At 46.0% G+C, this 26423-nt stretch carries 13 protein-coding genes; 8 read left to right on the forward strand and 5 right to left on the reverse strand.

The window, feature by feature from the left end:
- The first annotated feature begins 111 nt into the window (after positions 1 to 111).
- The 3 genes from ICN25_RS04800 to ICN25_RS04810 are packed head-to-tail and all read left to right on the forward strand — an operon-like array spanning position 112 to position 17025.
- Positions 112 to 16137, forward strand: a complete 16026-nt coding sequence (locus ICN25_RS04800) for a YDG domain-containing protein (RefSeq protein WP_216179451.1) — start codon at positions 112 to 114, stop codon at positions 16135 to 16137.
- Between the two features lie 37 nt (positions 16138 to 16174).
- Positions 16175 to 16462, forward strand: a complete 288-nt coding sequence (locus ICN25_RS04805) for a helix-turn-helix domain-containing protein (RefSeq protein WP_216179453.1) — start codon at positions 16175 to 16177, stop codon at positions 16460 to 16462.
- Positions 16459 to 17025 (forward strand): hypothetical protein, encoded by a 567-nt coding sequence (locus tag ICN25_RS04810; RefSeq protein ID WP_216179456.1) that lies wholly within the window; start codon positions 16459 to 16461, stop codon positions 17023 to 17025. The genes ICN25_RS04805 and ICN25_RS04810 overlap by 4 nt, the downstream gene beginning before the upstream one ends.
- A 15-nt stretch (positions 17026 to 17040) precedes the next feature.
- Here the strand turns inward: ICN25_RS04810 and ICN25_RS04815 are convergent, their stop codons facing one another.
- A complete protein-coding gene (locus ICN25_RS04815) occupies positions 17041 to 17892 on the reverse strand; it encodes a peptidylprolyl isomerase (protein ID WP_216179458.1) in 852 nt (283 codons plus the stop codon).
- Between the two features lie 99 nt (positions 17893 to 17991).
- Between ICN25_RS04815 and ICN25_RS04820 the strand changes: the two genes are divergently transcribed.
- The 4 genes from ICN25_RS04820 to ICN25_RS04835 all read left to right on the forward strand — a co-directional run bounded on the left by ICN25_RS04820 (position 17992) and on the right by ICN25_RS04835 (position 22603).
- On the forward strand, positions 17992 to 18660 hold the full coding sequence (locus ICN25_RS04820) for a hypothetical protein (protein WP_216179460.1): 669 nt from the start codon (positions 17992 to 17994) through the stop codon (positions 18658 to 18660).
- A gap of 70 nt (positions 18661 to 18730) precedes the next feature.
- On the forward strand, positions 18731 to 19063 hold the full coding sequence (locus ICN25_RS04825) for a hypothetical protein (RefSeq protein WP_216179462.1): 333 nt from the start codon (positions 18731 to 18733) through the stop codon (positions 19061 to 19063).
- 218 nt (positions 19064 to 19281) lie between these two features.
- Positions 19282 to 21228: a hypothetical protein gene (locus ICN25_RS04830; protein WP_216179464.1), complete on the forward strand. Its 1947-nt coding sequence runs from the start codon at positions 19282 to 19284 to the stop codon at positions 21226 to 21228.
- Positions 21206 to 22603, forward strand: coding sequence for a hypothetical protein (locus ICN25_RS04835; protein WP_216179466.1), 1398 nt, complete (start codon positions 21206 to 21208; stop codon positions 22601 to 22603). Before ICN25_RS04830 ends, ICN25_RS04835 begins: the two co-directional genes overlap by 23 nt.
- A 116-nt stretch (positions 22604 to 22719) precedes the next feature.
- Here ICN25_RS04835 and ICN25_RS04840 read toward each other — a convergent pair whose 3' ends face one another.
- The 4 genes from ICN25_RS04840 to ICN25_RS04855 all read right to left on the reverse strand — a co-directional run bounded on the left by ICN25_RS04840 (position 22720) and on the right by ICN25_RS04855 (position 25706).
- Positions 22720 to 24219, reverse strand: coding sequence for a Fic family protein (locus ICN25_RS04840; protein ID WP_216179467.1), 1500 nt, complete (start codon positions 24217 to 24219; stop codon positions 22720 to 22722).
- Positions 24220 to 24511: 292 nt separating this feature from the next.
- Positions 24512 to 24901, reverse strand: coding sequence for a 4-oxalocrotonate tautomerase family protein (locus ICN25_RS04845; RefSeq protein ID WP_216179468.1), 390 nt, complete (start codon positions 24899 to 24901; stop codon positions 24512 to 24514).
- 14 nt (positions 24902 to 24915) lie between these two features.
- Positions 24916 to 25221, reverse strand: coding sequence for a DUF2917 domain-containing protein (locus ICN25_RS04850; protein WP_216179469.1), 306 nt, complete (start codon positions 25219 to 25221; stop codon positions 24916 to 24918).
- 68 nt (positions 25222 to 25289) lie between these two features.
- Positions 25290 to 25706, reverse strand: a complete 417-nt coding sequence (locus ICN25_RS04855) for a MarR family winged helix-turn-helix transcriptional regulator (protein ID WP_216154775.1) — start codon at positions 25704 to 25706, stop codon at positions 25290 to 25292.
- A gap of 233 nt (positions 25707 to 25939) precedes the next feature.
- Between ICN25_RS04855 and ICN25_RS04860 the strand changes: the two genes are divergently transcribed.
- Positions 25940 to 26423, forward strand: a 484-nt coding sequence (locus ICN25_RS04860) for a phage major capsid protein (RefSeq protein WP_216179470.1), incomplete at its 3' end; no start/stop codon positions are given.

The following is a 26423-nucleotide window of genomic DNA, read 5'->3' on the forward strand; positions in this document are numbered from 1 at the left end:
TTAAAAATATTTGAAAAAAATCACAAAAAATATAAAAACTCATACGATCGAAGGATTTTTAAGTTAGAGAAAATTCGTTAAATTCTCTAACACTTAAGTGAAATACAAATTTTGACAGACCGAATTACGCAAACTTCGCACAGGAAACACTGCACATCGCAGTTCAAAGCCGCTAAGCTATTAGCGGCTTTAGCCGTTGCTGGTTTCGCGCAGCAGGGCTTTGCAGCCGCTCCTGCGCCAAATGCGTTGCCAACGGGTGGACAAGTTGTGGCTGGTGCCGCAACCATCACGACGGCCGGTAACACCATGAACATTAATCAATCATCGCAACGCGCGGTGGTGAACTGGAATAGTTTTGATGTGGGTTCACAAGCAAAAGTGAACTTCAATCAACCAAATGCCCAGGCAGCAACACTCAATTACGTTAACAGCGCTTCAAAGTCCATGATCAATGGCGCAGTCAATTCCAATGGCCAAGTTATTTTTGTAAATAACAATGGTGTCGTGTTTGGAAAAGGTGCGGAAGTGAACGTCGGCGGAATGGTGGCAACCACCATGAATATTTCCGCAACTGAATTTATGGCTGGTAATGCGACCCAAGTTTACGAAGGCGGCACTACTGGAAAAGTTATTAACCGCGGCAATATCACCGGTAATAACATTAATAGTTATATTGCATTAATGGCGCCTCAAGTAAAAAATACTGGCGTAATTACTGCAACGATGGGCGGAAATAATGCAGTTGCATTAGTTTCTGGTCAAAAAGTAAGTTTGACATTTTCTGGCAGTCAATTAGTCAGCGTTTCAGTTGATGCATCAGTAGTAAATGCATTAATTTCAAATAAATTATTAATTAAAGCAGGTAGTGGTCAAGTTATTATTGCTGCAAATTCTGCACAAGAATTAATGGGCTCAGTAATTAAAAATACTGGCGTGATTTCTGCATCAGATATTAATACTTCTGGTGGAAAAATCTCATTAACTGCAGATTCAATTGAGCAAAATGGCACTGTTGAAGCTAATTCTGCGCAAGCAAATGGCGGAAATATTAGCCTTAAGGGTAATAACATTACTCTTGCAAGCGGTTCAAAAACTACTGCAACAGGTGCGACAGCTGGTGGCAACATTAACGTTGGCGTAAACCAGGCAAATACACTTGCAAACACGGTTGCAATTGAAGCAAATGCGATTGTGGATGCATCAGCAACCCAGAACGGCAATGGCGGAAACATCAATATTTGGTCTCAAATCAAGACCTTAGTTGCTGGAAACCTCTTTGCAAAGGGTGGCGCACAGGGTGGTAACGGTGGTCACATCGAGACTAGCTCTAAAAGTAATGTTGCTATTGCAGCAAGCGCCACTGTAGATACCTCTGCTCCTATAGGCAGAAGCGGTATGTGGGTCATAGACCCAATAGCGTTGATCATTGATAGCGCAGCAGCATCCGCTATTAGCAATGCATTGAACACCACTAGCGTTACCTTAGACGCTACTGGTAGTGCCTGCGCGTTTGGTTCTTGCACTAATAGCCAGTCTGCATTGATTCGTATCATGGCTGGTGCCGACATCTATTCAAGCAATACAGCAACCTCATTGAACTTGATCGCTACTGGCGGACAAATTGATATCCATAGCAACATCACTGCCGGATCTGTTTACGCAGTTGCGCAAGGAATCAATGTGTATGGTTCTGTAAATACAAATGGCGGATCTAATTCCAATATTTATTTAGCTGGTGCGATTATTAATATTCTTGGAAATATTAATTCCAATGGTAATAATCAAAATAATTCAAGCTCAAGCAATTTAAATTCTGCAAATACTATTACTGGCGCAAATCGTCGCAATGGTCAAAATGGATTAAATGCAGAATCAAATACATATTTAAGCAATGGTGGATTAATTAACATTCTTGCAACAGGCGATATTACTGTTGATGCAAATAGTTATATTTCTAGCAACGGTGTAAATGGTGGAGTAGTTACGATTACTTCAACAGCCGGTAAAGTAGCTATTAACGGTATTGTTGATTCAATCGGAAAATCAAATACTGCTGGCAATATCATGATTGCTGGCAAAACTGAAACCAATCTCATTGGTTCATTAATTAGTGTAGAAGGTTTGAATGTTGGTGGCATGATCAATCTTGGTCAGATCAACAACCTTGGTAACGGCACAATCCTCGCGCCACCTGCAACTGCACCTCCAGCACTTATCACTTTTGTACAAGATTCAGTAGCAGCAGCAACAAGCAACAACGCAACAAGCATCACCAGCAGCAACATCAATATTGATAGCCAAACTGGCATCAACGCACCAAACGGCAACATCGTCGTATTCGGTGAACAAATTCAAGTTAACGATTCCAGCATCACTGCAGCTAATGGCACGATTGCTATTGGTCGTGAGGCTTATTCTGCTGGAGCATTAGCAGCACTAGTTGCTGTAACCAATTCCACATTAACGGCTAATAAAGTAGAGACATCTGGTGAGTTGCTGGGCACAGACGGCGCTACTGTACATGCAGCCGAGTGGTTGCTAGATCCAACGAACGTCACCATTGGCGCAACATCCACAACTGGTACTTTAGCCGGCGACCTTGCCAATGCAGGCGTGACCAACATTAAGGCAAGCGATATCGTAGCGGCAGTGAATGCTGGTGGAACAGTTAGCGTAATCGCCACTGGATCAATCACGCAGTCTGCAGCTTTGGCATTTGCTCCTGCTGCTGGCGTAACTGGAACACTAATTTTAGATAATAGAACTACAACTACGCCATCTACCGCCCCAATTCAAATTAGCTTTGCTACAACTAATACTGGGCTAGGCACCGTTAATCTGAATTATTACTCTGGCGGTGTTTTAAACATTGAAGGCAACATCACCTCCACAAGCGGAAAAATTAATTTTTTAGGACAGTCCTTTTGGGCAAGCAATTCATTCGTAGGTAGTTCGACGGTTTACAAGGGGGCAAACATTTACGTTGGCGCTTCAAAAGTCATCACAACAATGGGGGGTTATGCCGTTCTTGACGCCACAGGCGGTACAGCTACTGGGTTGGGTGACCCCACTGGAATTGCTGTCTCTATAGGAACAATTGTTAATGGCATTATTAATCAGGATACTGGCGCCTCCATAAATACAACGCAAGATGGTGCGGCAGTTGGAGCGACGACTACTGGCGGTGGTAATGTCATTATTAATGCAAGTAGGGCCAATAATGATGGTACTACCGGACAAGGAGCATGGCAGCCAAGAGGTAATAACCCAATTAATGCAGGAGGAACCTTCACTGCAAATGTACGGGCAACAGGCACAGCAGGCGCTGGTTATGTAGTTAGTGCATATGGAGCAAATGCACCGATAAGCTCATACGGTAATTTTGTTTTTAACGTAACAGGTAATGCAGTTACAAGCGTACCAATCGGTACGGGAGTGCAAAAACCCTTTATCACTATTACTTCTGCATTCTCATCTTATGCGGGTTCGTTAACATTGAACGCAAATGTGACTGGTGCAAAGGGTGGCATTTGGGTGAAATCGGCGAGTGTCAGTGCGTACGGAGATATCACTTTCAATTCATCCTCTACTAGCGCGGATGCCTCCATTCAGATCGATAATCCAGTTATTTCATCTAATGGTCAGGTCACCATCTCCGGTACTGGTGTTACTAGCGTTGGCGTAGCGGCAAATGCAACTGGTGATATCACCGGTTCAAAAATTACCATCAATGGCACGAGCACTGGGGCTGCAGCAGCAACGACGGCCGCCGTCTCTTTGGTCGGCAATACCATTACAGTAAATACTGTTGCTAATGCTAGTTACATTGCAACATTACAAAATGCAGTAAGCATTACCGGTAACATAGCTACAGACGGAAATGCCGGCATTAATTCAACGGCAATCATTAATGACAATGCTGTAGGCGGCGGAATTTCATTCGTAACTAATGGCGATATTTCTCAGACCGGTCTGATTACGCTTGCTCCAAATACGTCAACCCAGCCACAGAACATCGTTTTTGATACTAGAACAGGCAACCAAAACAGTAAAATTACTACTGGTGCTGTTGCATATACAGCGGGCACACCAAATGCAGTGGTTAATTACACTGAACTAGCAAACGGCGGCGCGCTGACTGTTGGTGCTGTAACGGTTACTGGCTATATTCAGCTTGATAACACCTGCTTAGGCTGTACTACTCCAGGTGTATCTGACTTATCACCAGCTAGCTTGGCGGCATCTCTTACGACAGCTGCTGGTTTAACCGTTTCTGGTGCATTGCAATCCGATCAATACATTGCAATTAATACGCTTAACAACAGCGCGACCTTGAATGCAGTTGCATTAGGCGCAAACACGCTGACAGTTACCAATCAGTCAACTGCTGCAACTGCAATTAGCGTGATTGGTAATCACAATACCGCTAATGCAGGAGCGCCGGGGATTGCATCAACTGGCGCTATTGCAAATAACGCGAATGGCGGAAGTGTGCTGTTTAAGTCAAATGGCGATATCAGTCAGACTGGCGCTGTAACTGTTGCAGCCAATACAAGTGGTACTGCCTCTAGTATTGTTTATGACACCACGGCGGGAAATAAGAATTCATCCATCACTGCTGGCGCTTTAACCTTGACGGGTGGGGTAGCCGCGTCGAATACTGCAATTAACTTTATTGAAAAATCTGCGGGCGCTTCAATTACCGTTGGTGCACTTTCCATGCCCGGTTTTATCACCTTAGATAATACTTATGGTGGCACGGCTGGTCCAGGTGGTTCGCCCGCGTCTGGATTTATTAATTTTGATAATGCTCTTACATCGGCGGTTTTGGGAACCGGTATAAATATTCAGGGTCCAATTTCGTCTGGAGCCTACTCTGGTGCTAATGGAATTACAGTTAATGGTGTCTCTGCTGGTGGTAGTGCTACGTATGCGATTAATCTAGCAACTGGGTTTTCAGCTACTGCCACCACTGGAGACATCAACTTTACTGGTATATCGCCTGCAGTATATGGCGCGTATATTCTAAGTCCCATAACTGCAAATAACGGCAACATCAACATCATTGGTGTATCTGGATCCACATCTTCAGCTGGTGTGTTGCTAGGCCAGGTTGCCAATATTGTCGCCTCTGGAAATATTCTGATTTCTGGTTCTGATATCAATGCAACAACCAATAACGCCGCATATGGTGTGTGGATATACGGTAATGCATTAACCTTTACTAAAATTGCAGCTGGTGGAAATGTAACTATCAGCGGATTTAATTCAAATACTGGCGGTTTGGGAACCTATGCTATTTACATGGGTCTACAAGGTCCAACCTATATTAAATCTGGCGGTGACACCATCATCGCTGGCTCAACACCATTTGGTACTTCAACTACAGTTAAGAATTTGTATCTTGATAAATTGGTTACTAATGTTGGCGGTAACTTGTGGATTGAGGGCGCTACCCTGCAAACTCAAACAAATTCAAGCGGTACCGCTATCCCTAACGTGGCTACAGCAGTGCCAAACTCGGCTGCCCTAAATGGTGCTACAGGCGGCATTGGTATTGATATTCAAACTTCTAAAACCATCACTGACGGTACTACATTTACTGGCATTAATGCGGTGGGCAATATTTGGATGTCAGGAACTGGTGGTGCAGGCGGCATCAATATCAACGGTGTACCTATTACATCTTCATCAGGCGCAATCACTTTAACTGGTTCGACTGCTGCGGCAGGAGCTATTGGCTTTAAAGATGTTGGGGGAATCATTAAGGCAACTAACGGTGTTGTCACTATTACTGGTAATTCCACTACGGGCACTGCGGTTTCAGACACTGCATTAATCACTGGTAATTCGATCATTGTGACTGGTAATGCAACAGCTTTGCCAACCACCATCGTGAGCTTAAACGCAATGACGATCAATGCATGTGCGGTAGGTGTTGATTGCACATCGCATGATCTGGAAGTTTACGCATGGGGCGGTGGTGCTCAGACTTCTGCTACTAATACTGGCGGCAAGACTGGTATTTCTCAAACAGGCGCAATTGCGGCTAATGCAAATGGTGGAAGTATTCTCTTTAAATCAAATAACATCATTTCTCAAGCTGGTGCCATCACCATTGCTGAAAATACCAGCGGAACAAATTCTTTAGTTAGTTACGACACTACATTTGGTACGCGCTTATCCACAATTGATGGTGGCGCATTGACCTTTACTGGTACATCAAGCAACTATATCAACTACAACAATCTTGCTAGTGGCGCACCTATTATTGTTAACTCAGCATTGGTAGTGCCTGGCTCAATCACTTTTGACAATACCTATCTTGCAGGTGTGCAAGGCGGTATTAATACAAACAATGCGTGGCAGTATGGGACTATCGCAACTGCACAAAAGGGTATCTATATTTCCTCTAGTCTTACCGCATCAAATGGAATCTACGTTCGAGGTGTGATTGGCGCGACAACTGCAGCGGTTGTGTCCTGCTGTAACGCTGTTGATATTACTGATGGACTAAGCGGTGCTTTAACAACGCTTCAAACAACCGGAACTTTTGCTGCTGGCACTAGCGCGATTGAAATTATCGGTATACAACCGATATACAACATGACATCTGGGGCAAATACACAGAATGCCGTAAAGATAAACGGTAATGTCGCCATTAATAACAATTCAATAGGTGGCAAAACAAATATTGTTGCGATTTCTGGGCACTATAACGATATCGTTTCTATTACAAATGCATCGACAGCTGGCTCGATTAATGTCAGCGCTATTGGTCTGTATGCCCGAATTATCACTATATCTGGAACCCTCTTTACACAAAATTCCAATGCCGGTATTTTTATTGCCTCTTCAGAAAACGGTAACGTAATACCGCCTAAAATTATTAACAACGGTACCGGCCCTGTAGTGATTGAGGCGGGCGCCTATTACCCAGTTGGTACTGTCTCTACTGGCACTTGCTCAGCATCGGCCTGCGGACAAATTACGACTGTTGCTGGCAATACGATTACTTCTGCTTTGGGTGATGTGTACCTCTACGCTGGCTCGCCTGGTACAACTGCTGGCACGACCACTACACAAGCAGCATTGAATATTCTTGATAGCTCGTTAAATACGCTGACATTTGACAATACATTATTTGGTCAGGCTTATGCTGCTGGTAATGTTGCGGCTACTTCCATTCCGTTAGATACCTTGGCTGCAATCAACACAGCTAACGTTGCGAGTGGCACAGGTTTTACCTCATGGACAACAACCTCTGCCAATGGCCCAGTAATCCAATTCCGTATTCAGCCAACTGTTACCGCTAAGTTAAGTGGAAATATTGTTAAGGTTTATGGCCAGAATGATCCACTTGCCACCGCTGGTAATGTTGCTGTTGCTGGTTCATTGGACTATCAATTAAATGCCTTGTTTGTTAAGGATCCAGCAGTAAATCCTGGCTATGTGGCAAACGGAACTACCGGATGCGTTAGCACGTCGGGCTGTATGAAAACAACCGTCAATGGTGTGAATTTCATTCTTCCAATGGATGATTTCATCAACTCATTACAAGCTGTACCGACATCAGCCCGAGCATCATTTGGTACGGTTGCGGGTGAGCAAGTTAACGGTACTAGCGCCACTTCTTTTGCATCAAGCTATGCCTATAGCTTGACAAGTACCCATGGCACCCTGGTTAGCTCAGGCATTACTCTTAATTTGGGTCCTGTAGGCTTGGTAATTACTCCTGCACCATTAACGATTACTGCCTCTAACCAAACGATTCAGGCGGGTGACGTCTTTACTGCTGGAACTACTGCATTCACAACAAGTGGTTTGGCACTTGCACCAAACGGCGTTGTGTTGGGTGACGCGATTTCCGGTGTGACTTTGGCTGCCCCAACTTACACTGGGCAAGCAACAGCTGGTACATATGCCATTAATGCAAGTGCGCCGGTATTTAGCACGGGTTCGGCAAGCAATTACGCGATTACTTATGCTCCTGGTACTTTAACAACGACAACCAATCTCATTATTACGATTACTGCATTGGCTGAATCAAAGATCTACGGATCAAGCGCTATTAGCTCACCATCCTCAATTACATACAACGGATCCGGCGTAGCAGTTGTCAGTGGGCCAGCGTCTGCTCTTTATACGATTACAGGATTGCCGGTAGGTGGTACTTACACCATTGATAGTTTGACATTCACCAGCGCCGGCGGAATTGCCTCTGCCAGTGTTGGAGGTAGTCCTTACACTGTTACACCATCTGCAGTATCTATTACAACTGCAAGTGGCTCACCTTCAATAGCTGGCGCAAGCTATATTTATCAGCCCGGCCTAATGACGGTGACTCCTCGTCCGATCACGATTACCGCAACACCAGTTACTACTACTTACGGTAGCGCTACACCAATTACTCAAACTGGCTATACCGCATCTAACAACTTGGTAGCGGGGGATGCAATTACAGGCGCAACTGTAAATTATGTTGGCGCATCTACTTCTACAACTGTTCCTGGCACATTAGGTGCTGGTACTTACAGCTCTGCAATAGTGCCAAGCGCTGCAACTGGTACTGGTGGATTTAATGCCACTAACTATGCGATTACCTATGCTCCTGCCAACTTAGTTGTCAACAAATTGGCCGTAACAGTTACTGCTAATGCGCAATCTACTGTTTACGGTACTGCTTTAGCTCTTGGCACAACAGCCTTTACTAATAGCATTGGCACATTACCAAATGGTGATGCTATTACTGCCGCAACGCTTCAATACAATAGTTCTGCTAATGTTCCAGCTACAACAAATGCTGGTAGCTACAGCATCGTAGCAAGCGGAGCTACTGGAACGGGCGGTTTTGGTAGTAGCAATTACGATGTCACCTACGCGACTGGTCCGTTGACTGTTACGCCAGCACCAATCACGATTTCTGCTGCTGCGCCAACGCAAGGTGTAGTCTATAACGGCTCGGCGCAAACCTTTAATGCAGCAACTGGATTGACTATTAGCGGCCTGAAAAATGGACAAACTGCGGTTTTAGGAACAACTGGCTTAGGTTCTGGAACCAACGTAGGCGTGTATACAAACACGGTTGATGCCAATTTAATTGCCGGCATTACTGGTGGCAGTCTATCAAATTACACCGTCACATATTCTGGCGCTCAGGCATCTTTGACTATCGTTCCAGCGCCATTGACGATTGCTGGTGCCACGACCTCTGTTGCTTATGATGCTGCCGCCCATACTAATACTGCTCCTACTGTTACCGGCTTAAAGGGTAGTGACGCAGTTGCATTGCCAATGGGCGTTCTAGGCACGGGCACTAATGCTGGTACATATGCGGATGTATTAGCCCCAGTATTTACCACTGGGTCAGCAAATAACTACACCATCACCACTACTAATGGTGCTTTAACGATTACTCCGAAAGCGGCAACCATTACCGGTAATACAACCGTTAATCCGTATAGCGGCGCTTTACAAACCAATACCTATTCCACCACCGGAATTATTACTGGGGATGCTGTCACAGTGGGTGGGGTCGCTACTGCTACTCATGTATCACAAGGTACCGTCCCTGATGTCTTTACTGTTAGTGGTGCATCCGCTGGTAACTACACCTTCACTTATGCGCCGGGGTCTATCACTATTACCCCAGTCGCGTTAACTGTTGTCGGCGCAACAACATCAGCCGTTTACAACAAGACTACACAAACCAATAGCGCAGCAACAGTTACTGGATTGTTGGGATCCGATACAGCCACCATTGGCGGTACTTATGGTTCTGGTATTAATGCTGGTGTTTATACAGATAGCCTCTCTGTAGGCTTGTCAAACCCAAGCGACTATGCCGTTAGCATCACCAACGGTACCCATACCATTACCCCAGCAATCATTACCGTTAACGGTATTACTGCACAAAATAAGGTGTATGACGCTACTACAGCAGCTACTCTGAATGTAGGCACTATTACTACAACTGGCGTATTGCCAGGTGACACTGTCACATTGCAAACCAGCACTTTATCTGGTGTGTTTACAGATAAGAATGTCGGTAATGGTAAAACCGTACTTATTAGTGGTGTTGTTTTAGCCGGCACAGATTCTGCAAACTATCAGTTATCTGGCGGCGCTAACACTACAACGACTGCGAACATTACTCCAGTACCATTGACTATTACTGGTGTGGATTTAACAGCTACTTATAACGCTTCAGTGCAGTCTTTAGCGGCACCTACTGTTACCGGTTTGATTGCTGGCGATAACGTCACCGTCGCTGGGAATGCAACCGGCACCAATGCTGGCGCCTATGCCGCTGCTTATACCGCGTCTGGTGTAGATTCAGGTAATTACACCGTTACAGCTAATGCCCCAGTATTGACGATTAATAAAGCCAATTTGGTGGTAACAGCAAATAACGCAGGTAAGTTCTATGGACAAGCGGATCCAGTATTTACTGCGACTATTGCTGGATTACAGGGATCTGATACGGCTACAGTTAACTCTGTAACTAGTACCGTAACTGGAACTACTGCGGCAACAGGAACTTATCCAACAGCCATTAATGCAAGTGGAGTCACTAGCACTAATTTGGCAAATTACAACGTAACTTATGTTCCAGGTGCATACACAATTACACCAGCAGATGTTCTTGTGATTACTATGAATGCGGCAACAACTACCTATGGAACTGCAGCAGCGCCAACAGTTGCCTCTGTCCAATTTGCTACCGGCACAGGCGTAAATACAACCGTAGTGACTTTAACTAAGTCTGGGGATACTTATACTGATGGCGCATACTCAATTACCGTTACTCCAGCGATTACCGACCAGGGTGTAATACCTGTAGTCAGTGGCGCAAGTACTACTTGGAATGTCGGCGCATACACAAATGCTGTAAGCAATACAAATAATTACAACCAAGCTGGTAGTCCATTCTTGGGCGTAACAACGATTACCAACACCTTAACAATTACCCCGGCACCATTGGCTTTGACAGTTGCCGATGTATCGAAGGTTTACAACGCCAATCCGATTACTGCCGGACAGATTTCTAGTGGCGTTACCGTAACCGGTGGCGCCTTGAAGAATAACCAAACTCTTGCTGGTTTGGGTGGAGTGACATTGAGTGGTTCAGCTGTCGGCGCAATTAATGTAGGTTCTTATGCGATCGATGGGTCTGTAGGCTCTGGTTTCTCAAACTACACCGTCACTATTACAAACGGTACGGCTACGGTTACTCCTGCGCCATTGACTATTACAGGCGCAAATAGCTCAACCGCCTATAACGGTGCCACACAAACTAATACCGCAGCCACTGTAACTGGCTTGCAGGGTAGCGATAGCGTGACAGTAGCTGGTTATGCAACTGGGTTGCATGCAGGACTGACTACTGATGCATTGACTATCAGCGGCACGCTTGCCTCGAACTACACCCCAACATACGTTAATGGCACATTAACGATCACCCCAGCATCATTGGTTGTAACTGGTGCAGTCAATAGTTACGCATATAACGGCGCTGTTCAAACAAATAGTGGTGCATCTATTAGCGGCCTGAAGGGTTCAGATACAGCAACTATTGCTGGCTATGCAGAAGCAACCCATGTCAGTCAAGGTGCCGTACCGGATTCCTTGGTGGCAACACTAAGCAACCCAGCTGACTACACCGTTACCTACAACCAGGGTAGCCTGTCTATTACCCCGATTCAGATTAATGCTGTGGTTGCAAGTCAAACCGTTCAGTACAACGCGGCTGAGCAAACTACGAGCTATACCGTAACTGGGTTGAAGGGTAGTGATACTGCAACTGCATTCTCTGGAACAGCAACTGGTACCAATGTTGGTTCTTACACAAGCAACTTAACTTTAGTTGCTTCAAGTGATTACTACGTTGGCACGATTACCAATGGCACATTGACGATCACCCCAGCCCCATTAACCATCACCTCTGGCCTGACTGCTCAGAACAAGGTCTATGACACTACGACTGTGGCTAGCATTAACGCCACTGCAACCCAGACTTTGACTGGTGTACTTGGCAGCGATCTGATCTCGGTATCGTCTACTGGACCTTACACCGGTACCTTTAGCCAATCTAACGTCGGTACCAACTTGAACGTTACGCCAGTAACCACAACGACCATGATTAATGGTGTGGCTTACACCACCATGGCTGGTGTGACTTTGACTGGTACAGCGGCAAGTAACTACTATGTCACTGGCTTAACTACCCCAATCGCTGCGAACATCACACCTGCACCATTAACCATTGCTGCTGGAGTAACTGCGCAAAATAAAGTGTATGACGGCACTACCGCCGCTACTATTACTGCGAGCACCCAAACTCTATCTGGCGTACTAGGTGGTGATGCTGTCTCGGTATCGTCTACTGGCCCATACACTGGTACCTTTAGCCAATCAAACGTGGGTAGCAACTTAACCGTTACTCCAAGCTTGACCACAACAACTATCGGTGGCGTGGACTACAGCACGATGTCTGGTGTGACCTTAGGTGGCGCAGCAGCAGGGAACTACTATGTCACTGGTATCTCTGCACCAGTGGTAGCGAACATTACTCCGTACGTGATCGTGCCTGGTTCAACTACTGGCCCACGTATCGTTGCTAGTGCTATCGACAAGATTTATGACACGACGACTGTCGCGAACGGTAGCTTGGCAATGGCAGGCCTCTTTGGTAGCGACGTGGTATCAGTTAACTACTCAGCAGCCAGCTTTGCTAACCCGAATGTGGCTAGCGGTATTACCGTAACTTTTGCTAACCCATCACTATCTGGTGCAGATGCTGCTAACTACACTATTGGTACTGGCGCGGTAACTGCTCCAGCAGCAATTACTCCAGCACCACTCACAATTACTGCTAACACCCAATCATCCTTCGTAACCCAGGCGATTGGTGCTCTAAGCTACTCCACTGTTGGTTTATTGGGTGGTGACACCGTCACAGCAGCAACTCTAGCTACTACTGCAACTAGTTCGTCTGTTGCTGGCAATAATTACCCTATTACGGTGAGCGCTGCAACGATTAGCAGTGGCGCATCGAACTACGACATTACTTATGTGCCTTCGACTTACACCATCATCCCAGCAGGGCAGTTGCGTGTACAAACGAGTGGGGCGATTACGCCATACGGTACAGCGGCAACTTACGCCAACCCAACAGCTTCTTACTTGACTACTAGCGGCGCAGTGATTAGTAACTTGAGCTTTGTGAGTGCAACAACAGCTGGTGGCGTAACAACGTATACCTACGCTGATGGTGCTAGCGGTACCGTGAGCTTTAACCTCTCACCAACAGGTACAACAACAAGTACTTCAGGCAATATCGTCATCGGCACCTATCCATTGGCTGCAGCAAACTTTGCTAGCACTTCTGGTAACTTGACTGCAGGCTCTGCCGTAGTATCTGGCGATCTGACCGTTACTCCGTTGGCAGTCAATATCGCTGCTGCGCCAGTAAGCTATGTCTATAACGGCACTACTCAGTCTCAAGTAGCTGCTGTAGCAAACCCAAGCATCTTGAGTGGTGACTTGGTGACTGTGAGTGGTATCGCTACTGGCAGAAACGTGGGTATTTACAACTCTAACCTGGCTGCTAGCGGTGCTGATGCGGCGAACTACAGCTTTACTTATACCAATGCTGCTCTGACCATCACACCATATGTGATTGATCCAAACGCTACTACTGGCCCACGCATTACAGCCACTGCCAATAACAAGGTCTATGACGCAAGCACTGCAGCTACTGGCGCATTGGGTATGACTGGTCTGTTTGCTGGTGATGTAGTGACAGCAAGCTACACAACTGCTGACTTTGCGAGCAAGAATGTAGCTAATGGTATTACCGTCACCTTTAATGGTGTGACTTTGTCTGATCCTAACTATGCAGTTGGTAGTGGGGCGGTGACTGCAACAGCCAACATCACGCCTGCGCCATTAACGATCGCAACAGGCTTGGCTGCGCAGAACAAGGTCTATGACACCACAACAGCGGCAACCATTAGTGCTACTGGCGTACAAACATTGTCTGGCTTATTAGGTACTGACGCAGTGACTGTAGCCTCTACTGGTCCATACACTGGCACCTTCAGTCAGTCCAACGTAGGCACAGCATTAGCTGTAACCCCAACAACAACATCTACCACCATCAATGGCGTGGCTTACACCACCATGGCTGGTGTGACGCTGACTGGTGCTGATGCAGGGAACTACTATGTGACTGGCCCAAGCTCTACATTGACAGCCAATATCACGGGCAAATCGATCACTATATATGCGCTTGATCAAGCAAGCTTCTATAGCAAGCCATTAAATACCTTGGGTTATGCTCCAGTGGTTGGTTTATTGCCAGGCGCATCTGTGACTGGAGCAACCCTTGCAACAACAGCAACTGCTACAGGCGCAAACTCTGCGGCTGGTCAATATTCGATTACTGCTAGCGCCGCAACTGGAACTGGCCTGGGTAACTATCTGATTACTTATGCTCCAGCCACTTACACTATCGTTCCTGCAGGACAGCTGTTGGTATCCACAGCTGGGGTGACTACAACCTACGGTACGGGCACAGCTACTGCCGGCCCAATCATTAATCCAGCGCAACCTACAGCCACTTATATTGCTTCTAATGGCGCCGCTATTAGCAGTCTCACATTTGTAAGTTCAAGCACGTCTGGAACTGTGGTGTCTTATGTGTTCCGTGATTCTGCAAATGCCGAGATCAGCTTCAATTTAACGCCAGTAACTACAAGTGCCAATATCAGCTCATCTAGCAATATCAAAATTGGTAACTATGACTATCTAGCATCAAGCCTGTCTGCAATTCCGGCTGGATTGACTACAACAGCAACAGTAACAACAGGTGCGTTGACTGTGATGCCTTTAGCCGTAACGGTCACTGCGACTGCAGCTACTACAGCTTATAACGGCGCTGTTCAGTCACAGGTACCGGCTACTTTGACACCTAATATCGTTGCTGGTGATTTAGTGACTGTGAATGGCATTGCCACTGGCAAAACTGTTGGAGTATATGGCTCCGCTTTATCAACTGCTGGTGCAGATATTGGTAACTACCAGTTCACCTATGTGAATAACAATCTCACCATTACTCCATACATCATTAATTATGGAGCCGGTGGTTCAGGTCCTGCTATTGCAGCATCCGCAAGCAATAAGGTATACAACACTAATACTGTAGCTAACGGCGCCTTGTCGATGGTTAATTTATTCCCTGGCGATTCAGTAACAGCGAACTTTGGAAGCGCTACATTTGCTACACCTAACGTGGGAAACAACATCACCGTTACCTTTAATGGCGTGACCTTATCTGGTCCAGATGCCTTGAACTATGCAGTCGGTAATACTCCGGTAACAACGACAGCCAAAATTACACCTGCACCTGTAACTATCAGTGGTTTGGTGGCTGCTAATAAACAATATGATGGCAATACAGCAGCGGTCATTACCGGCACGCCGACTATCACTGGTTTGTTGGGTTCAGATACATCCACATTGACTGGTAGCGTCTTATCAGGCACATTTGCTACTGCAAACCCAGGCACTGGTGTTGTGGTGACGGCTAATCTGACGGATCTTATTTTAGGTAATGGAAATTACTACATCGCTGATGTGACGTTCCCATTGACAGCTGAAATCATTGCGCCGCCTCAGCAGATTAGCAATATGGCGATCTTGCAACAACAAGTAGCTGCTGATGTGGTTCGTAGAGATCCAGAGAATCTCATTTATAAGGGTGAATTACTCTACGTCCGCGACAAAGACAATATGCCTGAGTACTTACAAGCTATTGAAGTACCAAGCTCTGGCGCATTTAAGTTCCCAGTACCAGATCAAATCATTCAAGACTTGATCGACTTGTCTGGTGAAAATAAGGGCGCTACAGCTAAGCTTGCTACTTATAAGTTGCTACTCTTGCCTAAAGGTACGAAGGTATACGCAACATTAGCCAATGGCGCAGCATTGCCAGCAGGCATTACCTTTAACTCTGCTACTCAGACCTTTACCGTGCCTAAGCTTGGTAACGTCACCTTGCCAATCTCGGTCAAGTTAACACTCAAGCGTGGCAATCAGACGCTCAGTGAAAAGGTATTGGTAGTTACCAAATAATTACCCCAGTAATTTTTAGTAACTGCCTATCTTGGCCATGAGTAATTCAGACCCCACAAAGGAAGCGAGAAGAGTAGGCAGACTCCTCAAGGATGAGCGCGAAGCCCAGGGTCATAATCTCGCTATTTTGGCTGGCAAGTGCGGTCTTTCGGTAGTGCAAATCACTGCCATAGAGCGAGGTGATAGCTTCCCGTTCACCAAGGTAGATTCAACTCTCAAGCAAGCCACTAGTATTTACGCCAAAGAGCTCGGCATTGATATTCCCGCTGCCCCATGCGAGGATGATGATATTTATATCCCCGAGTTTTTAAGAAAGCGTGAATGACTTTATCTGTGCGACAGGGCCTGCTTGCGGTATTCCTACTGAGCCTTAGTCTTAGTCTGTCTGCTACTGAGAAAACAGTGGTGGGCGATTGGATGGTGCAAACTTCTCCGAACTCTATTGAGGCCTCCACTAGTGCAAGTGGAACATCTTTTGGCTTGTATTGTCAGGGTGACCAATGCATGTTCTATCTGCATGACAGCTTGCGCTGTCAGCCGGGCAGCAAGTCACCCATCTTGATGAGTGGGGTAGGTAGTGCCGCCGCATTAAACATGCGGTGCGCCCAAATCAACGGGGTACTTTTTCAGATTCTGGAGCCCTTTAACACTACCTTGGAAGTCGTAAAAAGAGGAGGTGTTGTTAGCTTTGCCGTTCCACTGCAATCCGGCTCATTTGGAGTGACGCGCTTTAGCCTATTGGGCGGCGCTGAAGCAATTAGGAAGGCGCTGTATGAGGCAGGCAGAAGTAAGAATAACCCCACTCCAATTGTGCCTCCAACCAATGTAGCGCCTATTCCTAAGCAAGTTGTGCCAGGCTCCCGCCGTCTTCAAGACATCATGATTTGATGTCTTGGCCAGTGATTAATAGGTAATTCTGGCGCGAGGTCTGAGATCTTTCACGGTCTCAACCAAGTATTGCTGGATAAAAGCTTGGCGAAGCTGGGGTTTAGATTCTTCAAAAGTGGGTAGCTTGTAATTGCGCTTGTCATCTAGCTTGATGATTGCCCAGCCCCCTTGGACTTGAATGGGCATGGGGTATACGGCGCCCTTATTGAGTTTAGAAACGAGCTGTTGCATTTCTGGCATCAGCTGCCCTGGGAATAACCAGCCTAATTGACCACCATTGGCTTTAGTGGCGTCGCTAATGGAGTACTGTTGAGCCAACTTGCCAAATAACTCACCTCTATTTGCTCTATTGATCAGATCAATGGCATCGGTTTCGTTGGCAACCACGATTTCGCTGATTCGGTACTGCATTCCAGAGCTGGCATCGCCAGTCAATTTGCGCTGACGATCGTACTCGGCGCGCAATTGAGCGTCAGTGATTGGGGACTTTTTAAAGTGGTCCTCAACTAAGGCTTGAATTAAGAGGGTTTGGCGCAACTGTGTGTATTGATCATCTAAATCAATGTTTTTTTCTAAATCCATCCTCTCAGCTTGCTGGGCTAAAAGCTCGCGATTAATTAACTCTTCCTTGAGAGCTTTTTGGAGTTCAGGGGTATTTCTTTGTCCCTGCGCCATAGCGGCTTTGATATTGAGTTCCAGCAAGCCTTTTGACAAAAAAGCATCATTAACGGTAGCAAAAAAGTTGATATTTGCACCTTTTGAATCTACTGCCGCTTTTTTTGAAGAAGGGGAGTCTGAAGCAGCGTAGGCATTGGTAAGACCAGTCAATAGCGCTGCATAAAGCAATAAAGAGAGTTGTTTTTTCATCGGTAGATTATAAATGGTTCAAGCCCAAAATTCCCATATAACATTTGGCCTAGAGGCTTATACTAAGCGGGTACATTTCATCCTAAAGCAGGTGCTTTTATGGCAGAAATTATCAAGATTAATTTACGCAAGTTATGTACCTGCATAGGATTAATCTTGCAGCTTTCGCTGCTCGCTTGCGCCCCAGCTGAGGTTAACCAAAATGATCACACGCATTTTTACGATGGCGGTCAACTCAGTGCATACACAAACCAGGAGCAATGCATTTTGTTGCTCAATGGCGAAATTAATTCTGATCTTGAGTGGCTAATTGGTCTTGCGCTGGCGGAGTTATCTGCAAAGCAATGTAAGCAGAAGATTGTTCTTTTGCAATCGCATGGTGGAGATGTCCATAGCGCGATGCAGATTGGTAGGCTATTACGTAAAAATCAAATCATTGCCCACATCAATGAGGTTTGTGATTCAGCATGTGGTTTAGTGTTTATTGGCGGTAGCCAGCGTACTGTATCGCTAGCTGTCCCCCATAAAGATGGCTCAAGGATTGGGATTCATCAAGCAAAGTCATTTTCCGGTTTAAGGCATTGCTTGGCAACGCGAGAGGTTAACCCATTGCTGTTAGGTGAAATCAAATCCTACTTGAGGACAATGTTACCCAAGGAAGGTGCGGATTCCTATTACAGGGCATTGATGACTGCACCTTGCGTTGGTATGGAGTACTTGAGCGCCGATTTTTTACTTAAAAAAGGGATTGCAACCTCGGCGGAGTAATCATGTGGCTATCGAAGTAATGTCTACACTGAACCTATATTAATAAATTTAAGCTAAAACGAGATAGAAAATGACGGATGAAAAAAGTAATGACGAAAAGCCAGTAGCTCAAGCGGAGCAGATATCTGGGCGTAGTGTTTTCTTGGTGGAAACTACAGCTGGTGGCGTTACTGTTAAAACAGTATTTTTAGCTGAAGACGGTCGAGTAATTCAGATGCCGGGTATTTTTCCAACGCAGGAATATGCGCTTTCTCAAATTGATGAATTACGTAACGTGGTCATCGCACATTTTGCGCAAGCGGTGCAAGTTGGCGCCCAAGTGATTGCTCAGGCAAATCAAACCATAGCCTCGGGGAAAGCGGTGGATTTAGGTGGGCCAACACCTGACGATACGATTCAATAGTTAACCCAATGCCTGCAGTACGAAAAATGCCACCCAAAGAGGGCGCTGATGCTTATTGCAGTTGGATGATCCAATTGCCCTGCAAAGGCAATGAGTATTTAAATGTCTATTTCTTATTAAATATGGGGATCGCAGCATCGGTCGCACATTAATTAAATTGCATCGGAAATATCCCAAATAAATTCAAGAAAATAAAGTAAGGGCGCTATAAATATGATGTGCCCCAAGACTCCAAAGCCCTCCAACAAAAATGGACCGCCCGCATCACACATGCGCGCGCTCACTGGGCAACCTTCCATAAACGCGTAAGGCATAACCGTAACACTGTAGCTGGCTTCAACTGGAATGCAAACCCCACTGGCAAAGACTTCTATAGCCTGAGAGCTAACCTTATACATGGCACGATTTCTGCAGTTCTACCTAACGTCTATGCACGTAACCCAGAGATCTCAACAGCACCAACCCACTCGGGCGCGGATATCAAGCTCTTCTGTAAAACACTAGAGAAGGTCACCAATAGAGCGCTTGAGCACGCTCAGCTTAAGAATAGAGCCAAGTCGACAGTAAGGGCAGCACTGACCTGCAGCTTCGGAATTCTGAAAGTGATGTATCAGCGAGACCCAAGCAAAGATTCTTATATCCAGGGTCGTATTAATGATGCCCAAGAAAACCTTCTAGCCATAGAAGACTTGGTTCGAGACCTTCAGGGTGATGATCAACATCATCATGATGCCAAGAGAGCGGAGTTAGAGGAACTCATCAACTCACTGCAGGAGCAATCAGAAGTCCAGTCTGCTGAGGGATTAGTAATCGACAGAGTACTTACAGAAAACCTTCTCATAGATCCATCTATCTGCGAGTTCTGGGATTACACCGATGCCGATTGGATCTGCCAAATCATCCCCATGAAGCGTGGCCAAGCAGAGGCGCTCTATAAAAAGAACTTAGCTAATGCCAAGATCTACCAACCAGGCCAAGGCGAGCCATCGCATAAGAAAGCCAAACGTCTTGCCTCAATGCAAATGAATGCTGGTTCAGGACCAGTGACTGATGATCAACAAATAGCAGTACTGGAGATCTGGGATAGAGCAACTCAGCGCGTATACACCATGGTGGAGGGCGCGACTGAATGGCTGCGCGAGCCTTATTCCCCACCAAGAGCCGGAGAGCGCTGGTACCCATTCTTCTTATTGCCTTACCAAGTAGTCGATGGCCAATTCATTGGCCCAAGCCTTGTGGACCTAACAGAACGTCTTCAGGACGAACACAACGAAGCAAGAGATCGCTTTAATCAACACCGAGACCTCTGCATACCAGGATGGGTAGCCTCTGCTGATATCAATGAGAAGACCATCAAGAAGCACTCGGACTCAAGATTCGGTGAGATCACGATTGTCGATACCGAAGGTAAACCACTTAACCAGGTAATCGTCCCCAGGGGTCATCCCAAGATTGACCCCATCGTCTATGACACCAGCGCAGTACGTTATGACTGGGAGCAAGTCACTGGCTTGCAAGACGCCGCACGCTCCACGGTGGTAAGACCCAAGACGGCTACAGAAGCCAACATCTTACAAAGAGCCTTATCCGGGCGCGTATTTGAATTCAAAGACCAGATCGAAGATTGGTTACAAGAGATTGCCCAATACAGCGCCCAGGTACTTTTACAAGAACTGACCAAAGAGCAAGTAGAGCGCTACATGGGGCCACCAAGTACTAAGACCACCATGATCAATGGCGAACTAGTCATGACCATCGAGAAAACCTACGACTGGCCAGAACTTACCAAAGACCGAATCTTTGACATGGTGGACTTGCGCATTAGGGCGGGCACTACTGGGGCGCCAGACGGCATAGAAGACAAAGAGAGCTGGCTGAAGATTTTGCCCATGATTACGAATCTATCAATCCAGATGCAAAACCTGCAAGCAAGAGGAATGGACTACGAACATATCCGTAATCTCCTACAAGAGACTCTCTTGCGATATGACGATCGCATCGATTCAAATCTATTTATACCGAACGTAGAAAAACAAGCTGAGGGATACGTAGATATCGACAGTGATCTTTCGATGAATCGGATGTGGCAAATGGGTGGAGACAATCGCAGTACAGAACAACAATCAAAAGAGGAGATGGCAGATGCAAGAAGTGAAAAACTTTAGTTCTGGAGTATTGAGCAATGGTGGCGCTATTCAGCGGGTACAAGACCGTGAAGCCAAGCGAGAGCGTGAGCGCCTAGAAAAAGAGGCATATGAAAAGCATGCAGCCGAATCAGCTGCAAGACGCAATAAAGCCAGGGAAGACCGCGCCATTGAATTGGCTGAGCAATCTAAAGCAAGACAAGCTGCCGAAGAAGAAAAGCAGCGTAAGGCCGCGGAAAAATCAGCCCGTGATGAAGAGGAAAGGCTAAAGGTCCTTGCTGCCAAGGAGGCCGCTCGCTTAGCGAAACAACAAGACCTAGATAGAAGGCTTGCTGAAAACAAAGAGAAGGAAGCTAGCAAACAAGCTTCCGCCGAGGTTGCTGCGCTACTGGAAAAGCAGCAAGAGCTTGATCGTCAAAACCAAAAGCAGACTCAGGCTGCAGCGCTATTGGATGATCTAAGCAAAGTCCCAGATGCACCTAAGGCGGAAGCTCCAAAGCCTGTAGTGGTGGCTAAAGAGCTTGAGGATTCAGAAGGGCTGGAGGAGTTAGAGGTCGAGGAGCCGGTATTGCAAATAGTGAAGGGGGCGGTTCATGTACCTGTATCAATACCCGCTATGGATCCAAGCGTAGATGCTAAGAAAGGGTTGCCGCCAGCTTATGACATGAGCGCGCTGATGCCTGCACCTGCCGTTCTCACGATAGAGACTGCTCTACAGCCAGAAGTGCAAGTAGAAAGTGGCAAAGAGCTTATTGACCGCATCCTAACGGGCGCTGAACAAACACCTGAAGATCAGGAGCAAGTGCCACAATCAGCTCGCAGTGAGAATCGATTTCAGAAGATCATCAATACCAACCGCGATCTTGCAAAAGAAAACCAAACCCTTAAAGCAAGGGTCGAGAAGCTATTAGATGAAGTGCACGGCTACCAGGTTGAAGGTGAGCTGGTGGGCAGCATCCTGGATACACAAGAGCGCGCTAAGCGGCAGGCCCCTGCGAAGAATTTGCTAGAACGACATCTCAAGCCCGACCTGTTTAATGTTGTGAATGAAGCTAAGCAAGAAATACTTAATTACCTATCTACCAGGGAGGATGAAGTTGATCACAGCTTCAAATCTGCATTGTTTGTGAAATACATGCAAGATCCGTTCTATATGAATATGTTTGTTCAGAACAATGAGATCTCTCGGTGGTGGGCAACTATTGACTCCATTTACAACTCCATAGAGATGCCTCCACCGGATTGGTCTAAGGTCAAGATTACGCAATATAAAGAGAGGCCTGAACATCGGCCTCAACCTATACGGGCGCGAACAGCAACCCTAGGTGCGCCGGTAGCTAGCTCTGAACAACCGATGGATCGCATAGCTCAACATCTTGGCAATATGGGAATTTAATTAATCGGTATCTACATGTCACCAATAGGCGACATGTAGATATAAGTGCTGATAACCGATAAAAATCAGTTATTTTGTCAATAAAAATGCCTATTTATTGAGTTATTGTCAATAAATCAGCTTATATCGCGCGGATCAAGCAATTGGTATTGGGATGGATTATCCGTAAAGGCGTTGCAAGCCTTCATTTCTTCCCAAAGCTTGGCAAAGTCAGAATAATCAAATCCAGCAGTCCAATTCCATGCTCGCGTCATCGAGCGTATGAATGGGGTTGGGTCATTATTTTGTGACAGCGCCTTGAGCGGTAACAGGTAGTCTTCACGATAGCCTGTTGGAACAATGATGCGACAAGCGGAAGCTTGAGTTAAGTAGGCATTCATGGTTAAGCGCGCAGTTCTTCCATTGCCGTCCATAAATGGATGAACCTCGGTAACAATAAACATGGCCATTAATGCGCGCGCAAAAGGATCTTCAAGCAAGGCAACTCGTTTAAAGCCTTCTCGCAATGTTCCTTTTACTAGTTCAGGGTGCACAAAGATGGTATTTCCCGCTTGATTAGATTCTTCTTTCCACTGGCCTGGATTTTTATCTGGTCGGCTAGAAAGTATTTGGTGGTTGCATTGCTGTAACCATGCCAAGAAATCATCTTCATTCTTGGGGGGCTTAGAGCGGAAGGGTTGCTCCATGATGGCTTTAAATGTGCCAAGTACATCATGTGAGTCTTCATTGCGTTTAGGAATGATCTTGCCATCAAAAATAATGTCCGAGGCTTCTTCAACAGTAAACGTAGTGCCTTCAATGTAGTTTGAAAAATAGGATTCAAAGAAAGCGAAATTAAATGCACTTACCCCAGCCTTGGTTGGGTCTGCAATCAGGGGAAGTGGTTTCCTTAAGGCGGTAAACAGAGTTTCAAAGATCTCAATGCGATCTGGATCGTACGGCTTGCCAGCGGCTCGTGCGAGGGCGTCTGCAGCGCGCAATGAACGAGCTTTGCCAGTTTGCATTAGGGCAGAAACAATACTTGTCAGGGCTTTAAATTGAGCATCTAAACCTAGTTCGCTAGCAATGGATTTGGCATCATCACGTAAGGCATTGAGTTTGTATTCCCCACGAATTGTGCAAAGTTTGCTTAGATGCGACTCAACCCATGGGCGACCCATCGTGCGAATCTCGGAACCTTTGCCGGTGTAGAGATTTTCTAAAAGCCTTCTTGCTTCTGATGAGAAAAAGAGCTTTCCATACGGTATGTCATTTACCGATGGGCTGTGATTCTGAATGGCGGGAGCGCCGGGCAAAATATTTAACCTAAGACCAGGAAGTTCAATAGTTCGCACGCGCTTGCCATGAACTAGAAAGATATTGCCTTGATCGTCAGGCTTGCCTAGTTGCGCAGAGCGGTAGGCTACAACCGAATACGGATAAAGATGCTCAGCGATTTTTTGCCAATGAGGCCTGACGATTTGCTCAAGAGGACTTTCTAAGTCGCTCGTATAAACACCGCTATAAATCTTGCGCAAACGCCCAGCCCTTGCCAAACGAGAAACGCGCTGAGCATTAGCTTTATCCCCTGCCGAGCTAAAAAGGAGGAGGGGGAGGCTGTCAATAGAAGTGCTCATAAGGCCTTTATTTACCGAGTAATGTCAATAATAATGCTTATATTATAAATTATTGTCAATAAATATGCATATTTATGTGAAATAACCACATTTTCTATATGTTGATTACTCTATTTGGAGAAGTCACTCACCCATTCTTACACCCAATTACACCCAATTGCTATTCCGTCAAGGGCACCCCATAGGGGTGGCTTGCGAACCCTTGACGGCCACGGGAAAAGATACGCTCTTTTATGCCCAAGGTGGCGCACTGACACATTGGGCATAAAAACTAGTGCGAAAGGGTTAGTCCCTAACGGTGGTATCGATATTCCTGAGTCTTTCCACCATACCCGTATGTGGCAGCTCTAACATCCTGTACGTAGATATAGCTCTCTTCATGCAGATTGCCTAAGATTCGCTCAAACCCATCAAAAGCCTCATTTATGTACCGAGCCTTTTCATCCTTAGTATTGGTCTCATCGGTAACCTTGATATCAAAGTAAAAGCTATTCTTACCTTGCTCGCTTAATAGCTTGCCGCCAACCATCCAGCATTCAGGATCTACATAGTCAATTGCAATTGCGGTTACCTCCTTCTTCTTACCTAGAATGCGGTGGGTTAGATCTAGCAGTAGTTCATGTATAGCTTTGGTAGTTGCAGTGCTCTTTTGGCCACTCACTTTTACGTTCAAGATGGGCATTGTGTTCTCCTTGGTTATGGGCTTACTGTGATTAAAAAATGATTGCGAATCGAGCTCAATAGCCTTGCTAGATTGTTTGGGGCTATTTGAGGGCTGATAATTTTCATTGTTGCCGCTGGCAGCCCTTGAATCAGAGCAATGCCGTTGCTTGGAATGATGAGTTGGTCCCCTTTGGCGAGTAAAAAGTCGCCCTGCAAGTCATTGAAGGTAAGCCAGATATTTCCATGTACGCATTCAAGACGTATATTTTTCGCACGTGAAAAACTCACTTTATTGCTCTCGGTTACATGAAGAGTGGTATTACCTAGTTCGATGTTCATTTGATTCTCCATTTGACTGTACATAACAACAAGTTAGCTATGCAACTATTAGGGAAATAAAAAAGAGCTCATTTCAGGGCTGAGCTAATGCCTCTAATTTGATCTACAGCTTCTTCAAAATGACTGGTTCCAAGTGATTTCTTAAGGCGTTTAGCTACGGCTACGCTGGCAGAATTAATGGCATCTTTCATCTCCATGGCTTTTTTAGTCGGATGAATCTCTTGCTCCCGGCCATCCTTCTCCGATGCCAGCCTTTTAATTAAAGACAGGCGCTCCAAGCCATCCAAGGCCCGGGTAGCAGTAGGGCGGCTAATATTCATCTCCTTGGCCAACTCGCTTTGGAGTAGTGGGGCTTTATCTAAAACCACTCTGAGCATGAAAGCCTGAGAAGGGGTGAGCCCAAAAGGTTTAAATGCACTCGTCCACTCCCGCTCTAGCTGGCGAGCTAGGCTGGTGGTATTGAAATAGAGGCATTGTTCAAACATGGGATTAGTGTAACCCATATTAATTAGCCATGCAACTAGATTGAGCAATGCCAACAAAAACCCCACAAATATCCCAAAGCTATATCTGTCACCCCAATAATTGATCTCAGTGCTTCACGCCAATGCGTTAAAGCTGGATTCGCAACTAGCAGCGTAGCAATGGATGGGTTCACGCTCCATCAACAGGTATTGAGGACAACTAATTTATTAAATAACTATTGATGGGGTGGCATATGCCAATTTCAAATACAGACTTGCAAGAGTTAGCTAAGGTTTCCTTAGATGAATACTTGCGCAATCTACCGGTCGATCAAATCGCGGTAGAGAGACCTTTCCTTAAAAAACTCATGGAAGGGCGCAAAAGCTTATTAGGCGCAAAGCAGAACGTAGTCGAGAACATCCGTAAAGAACACGGTAGTAACTTTAGCTGGGCCTTTGGTGAGGAGACGGTCAAGTTCAATAAGCGCAATACCACTGAGCAAGCCTCGTTCCCATGGCGCAGAGCAGTAGATGGTCTCTATATAGACTATGACCGCTTATTTAGTAATGGGATCAAAGTGCGTGAGGGCGGGGCGCGAGGGTTTCAGTTGGAATACAACGAGCGTGTACAACTCATCAACCTCTTGGATGAGCAACTTGAAGTCTTGAGGGAGGGCTTTCTGAATAAGTTGGACTTAGAGCTTCACCGCGACGGCTCACACGGCGCCGATGCAGTAG

This window comes from Polynucleobacter sp. 80A-SIGWE (assembly GCF_018882295.1).
Taxonomy (GTDB): Bacteria; Pseudomonadota; Gammaproteobacteria; order Burkholderiales; family Burkholderiaceae; genus Polynucleobacter.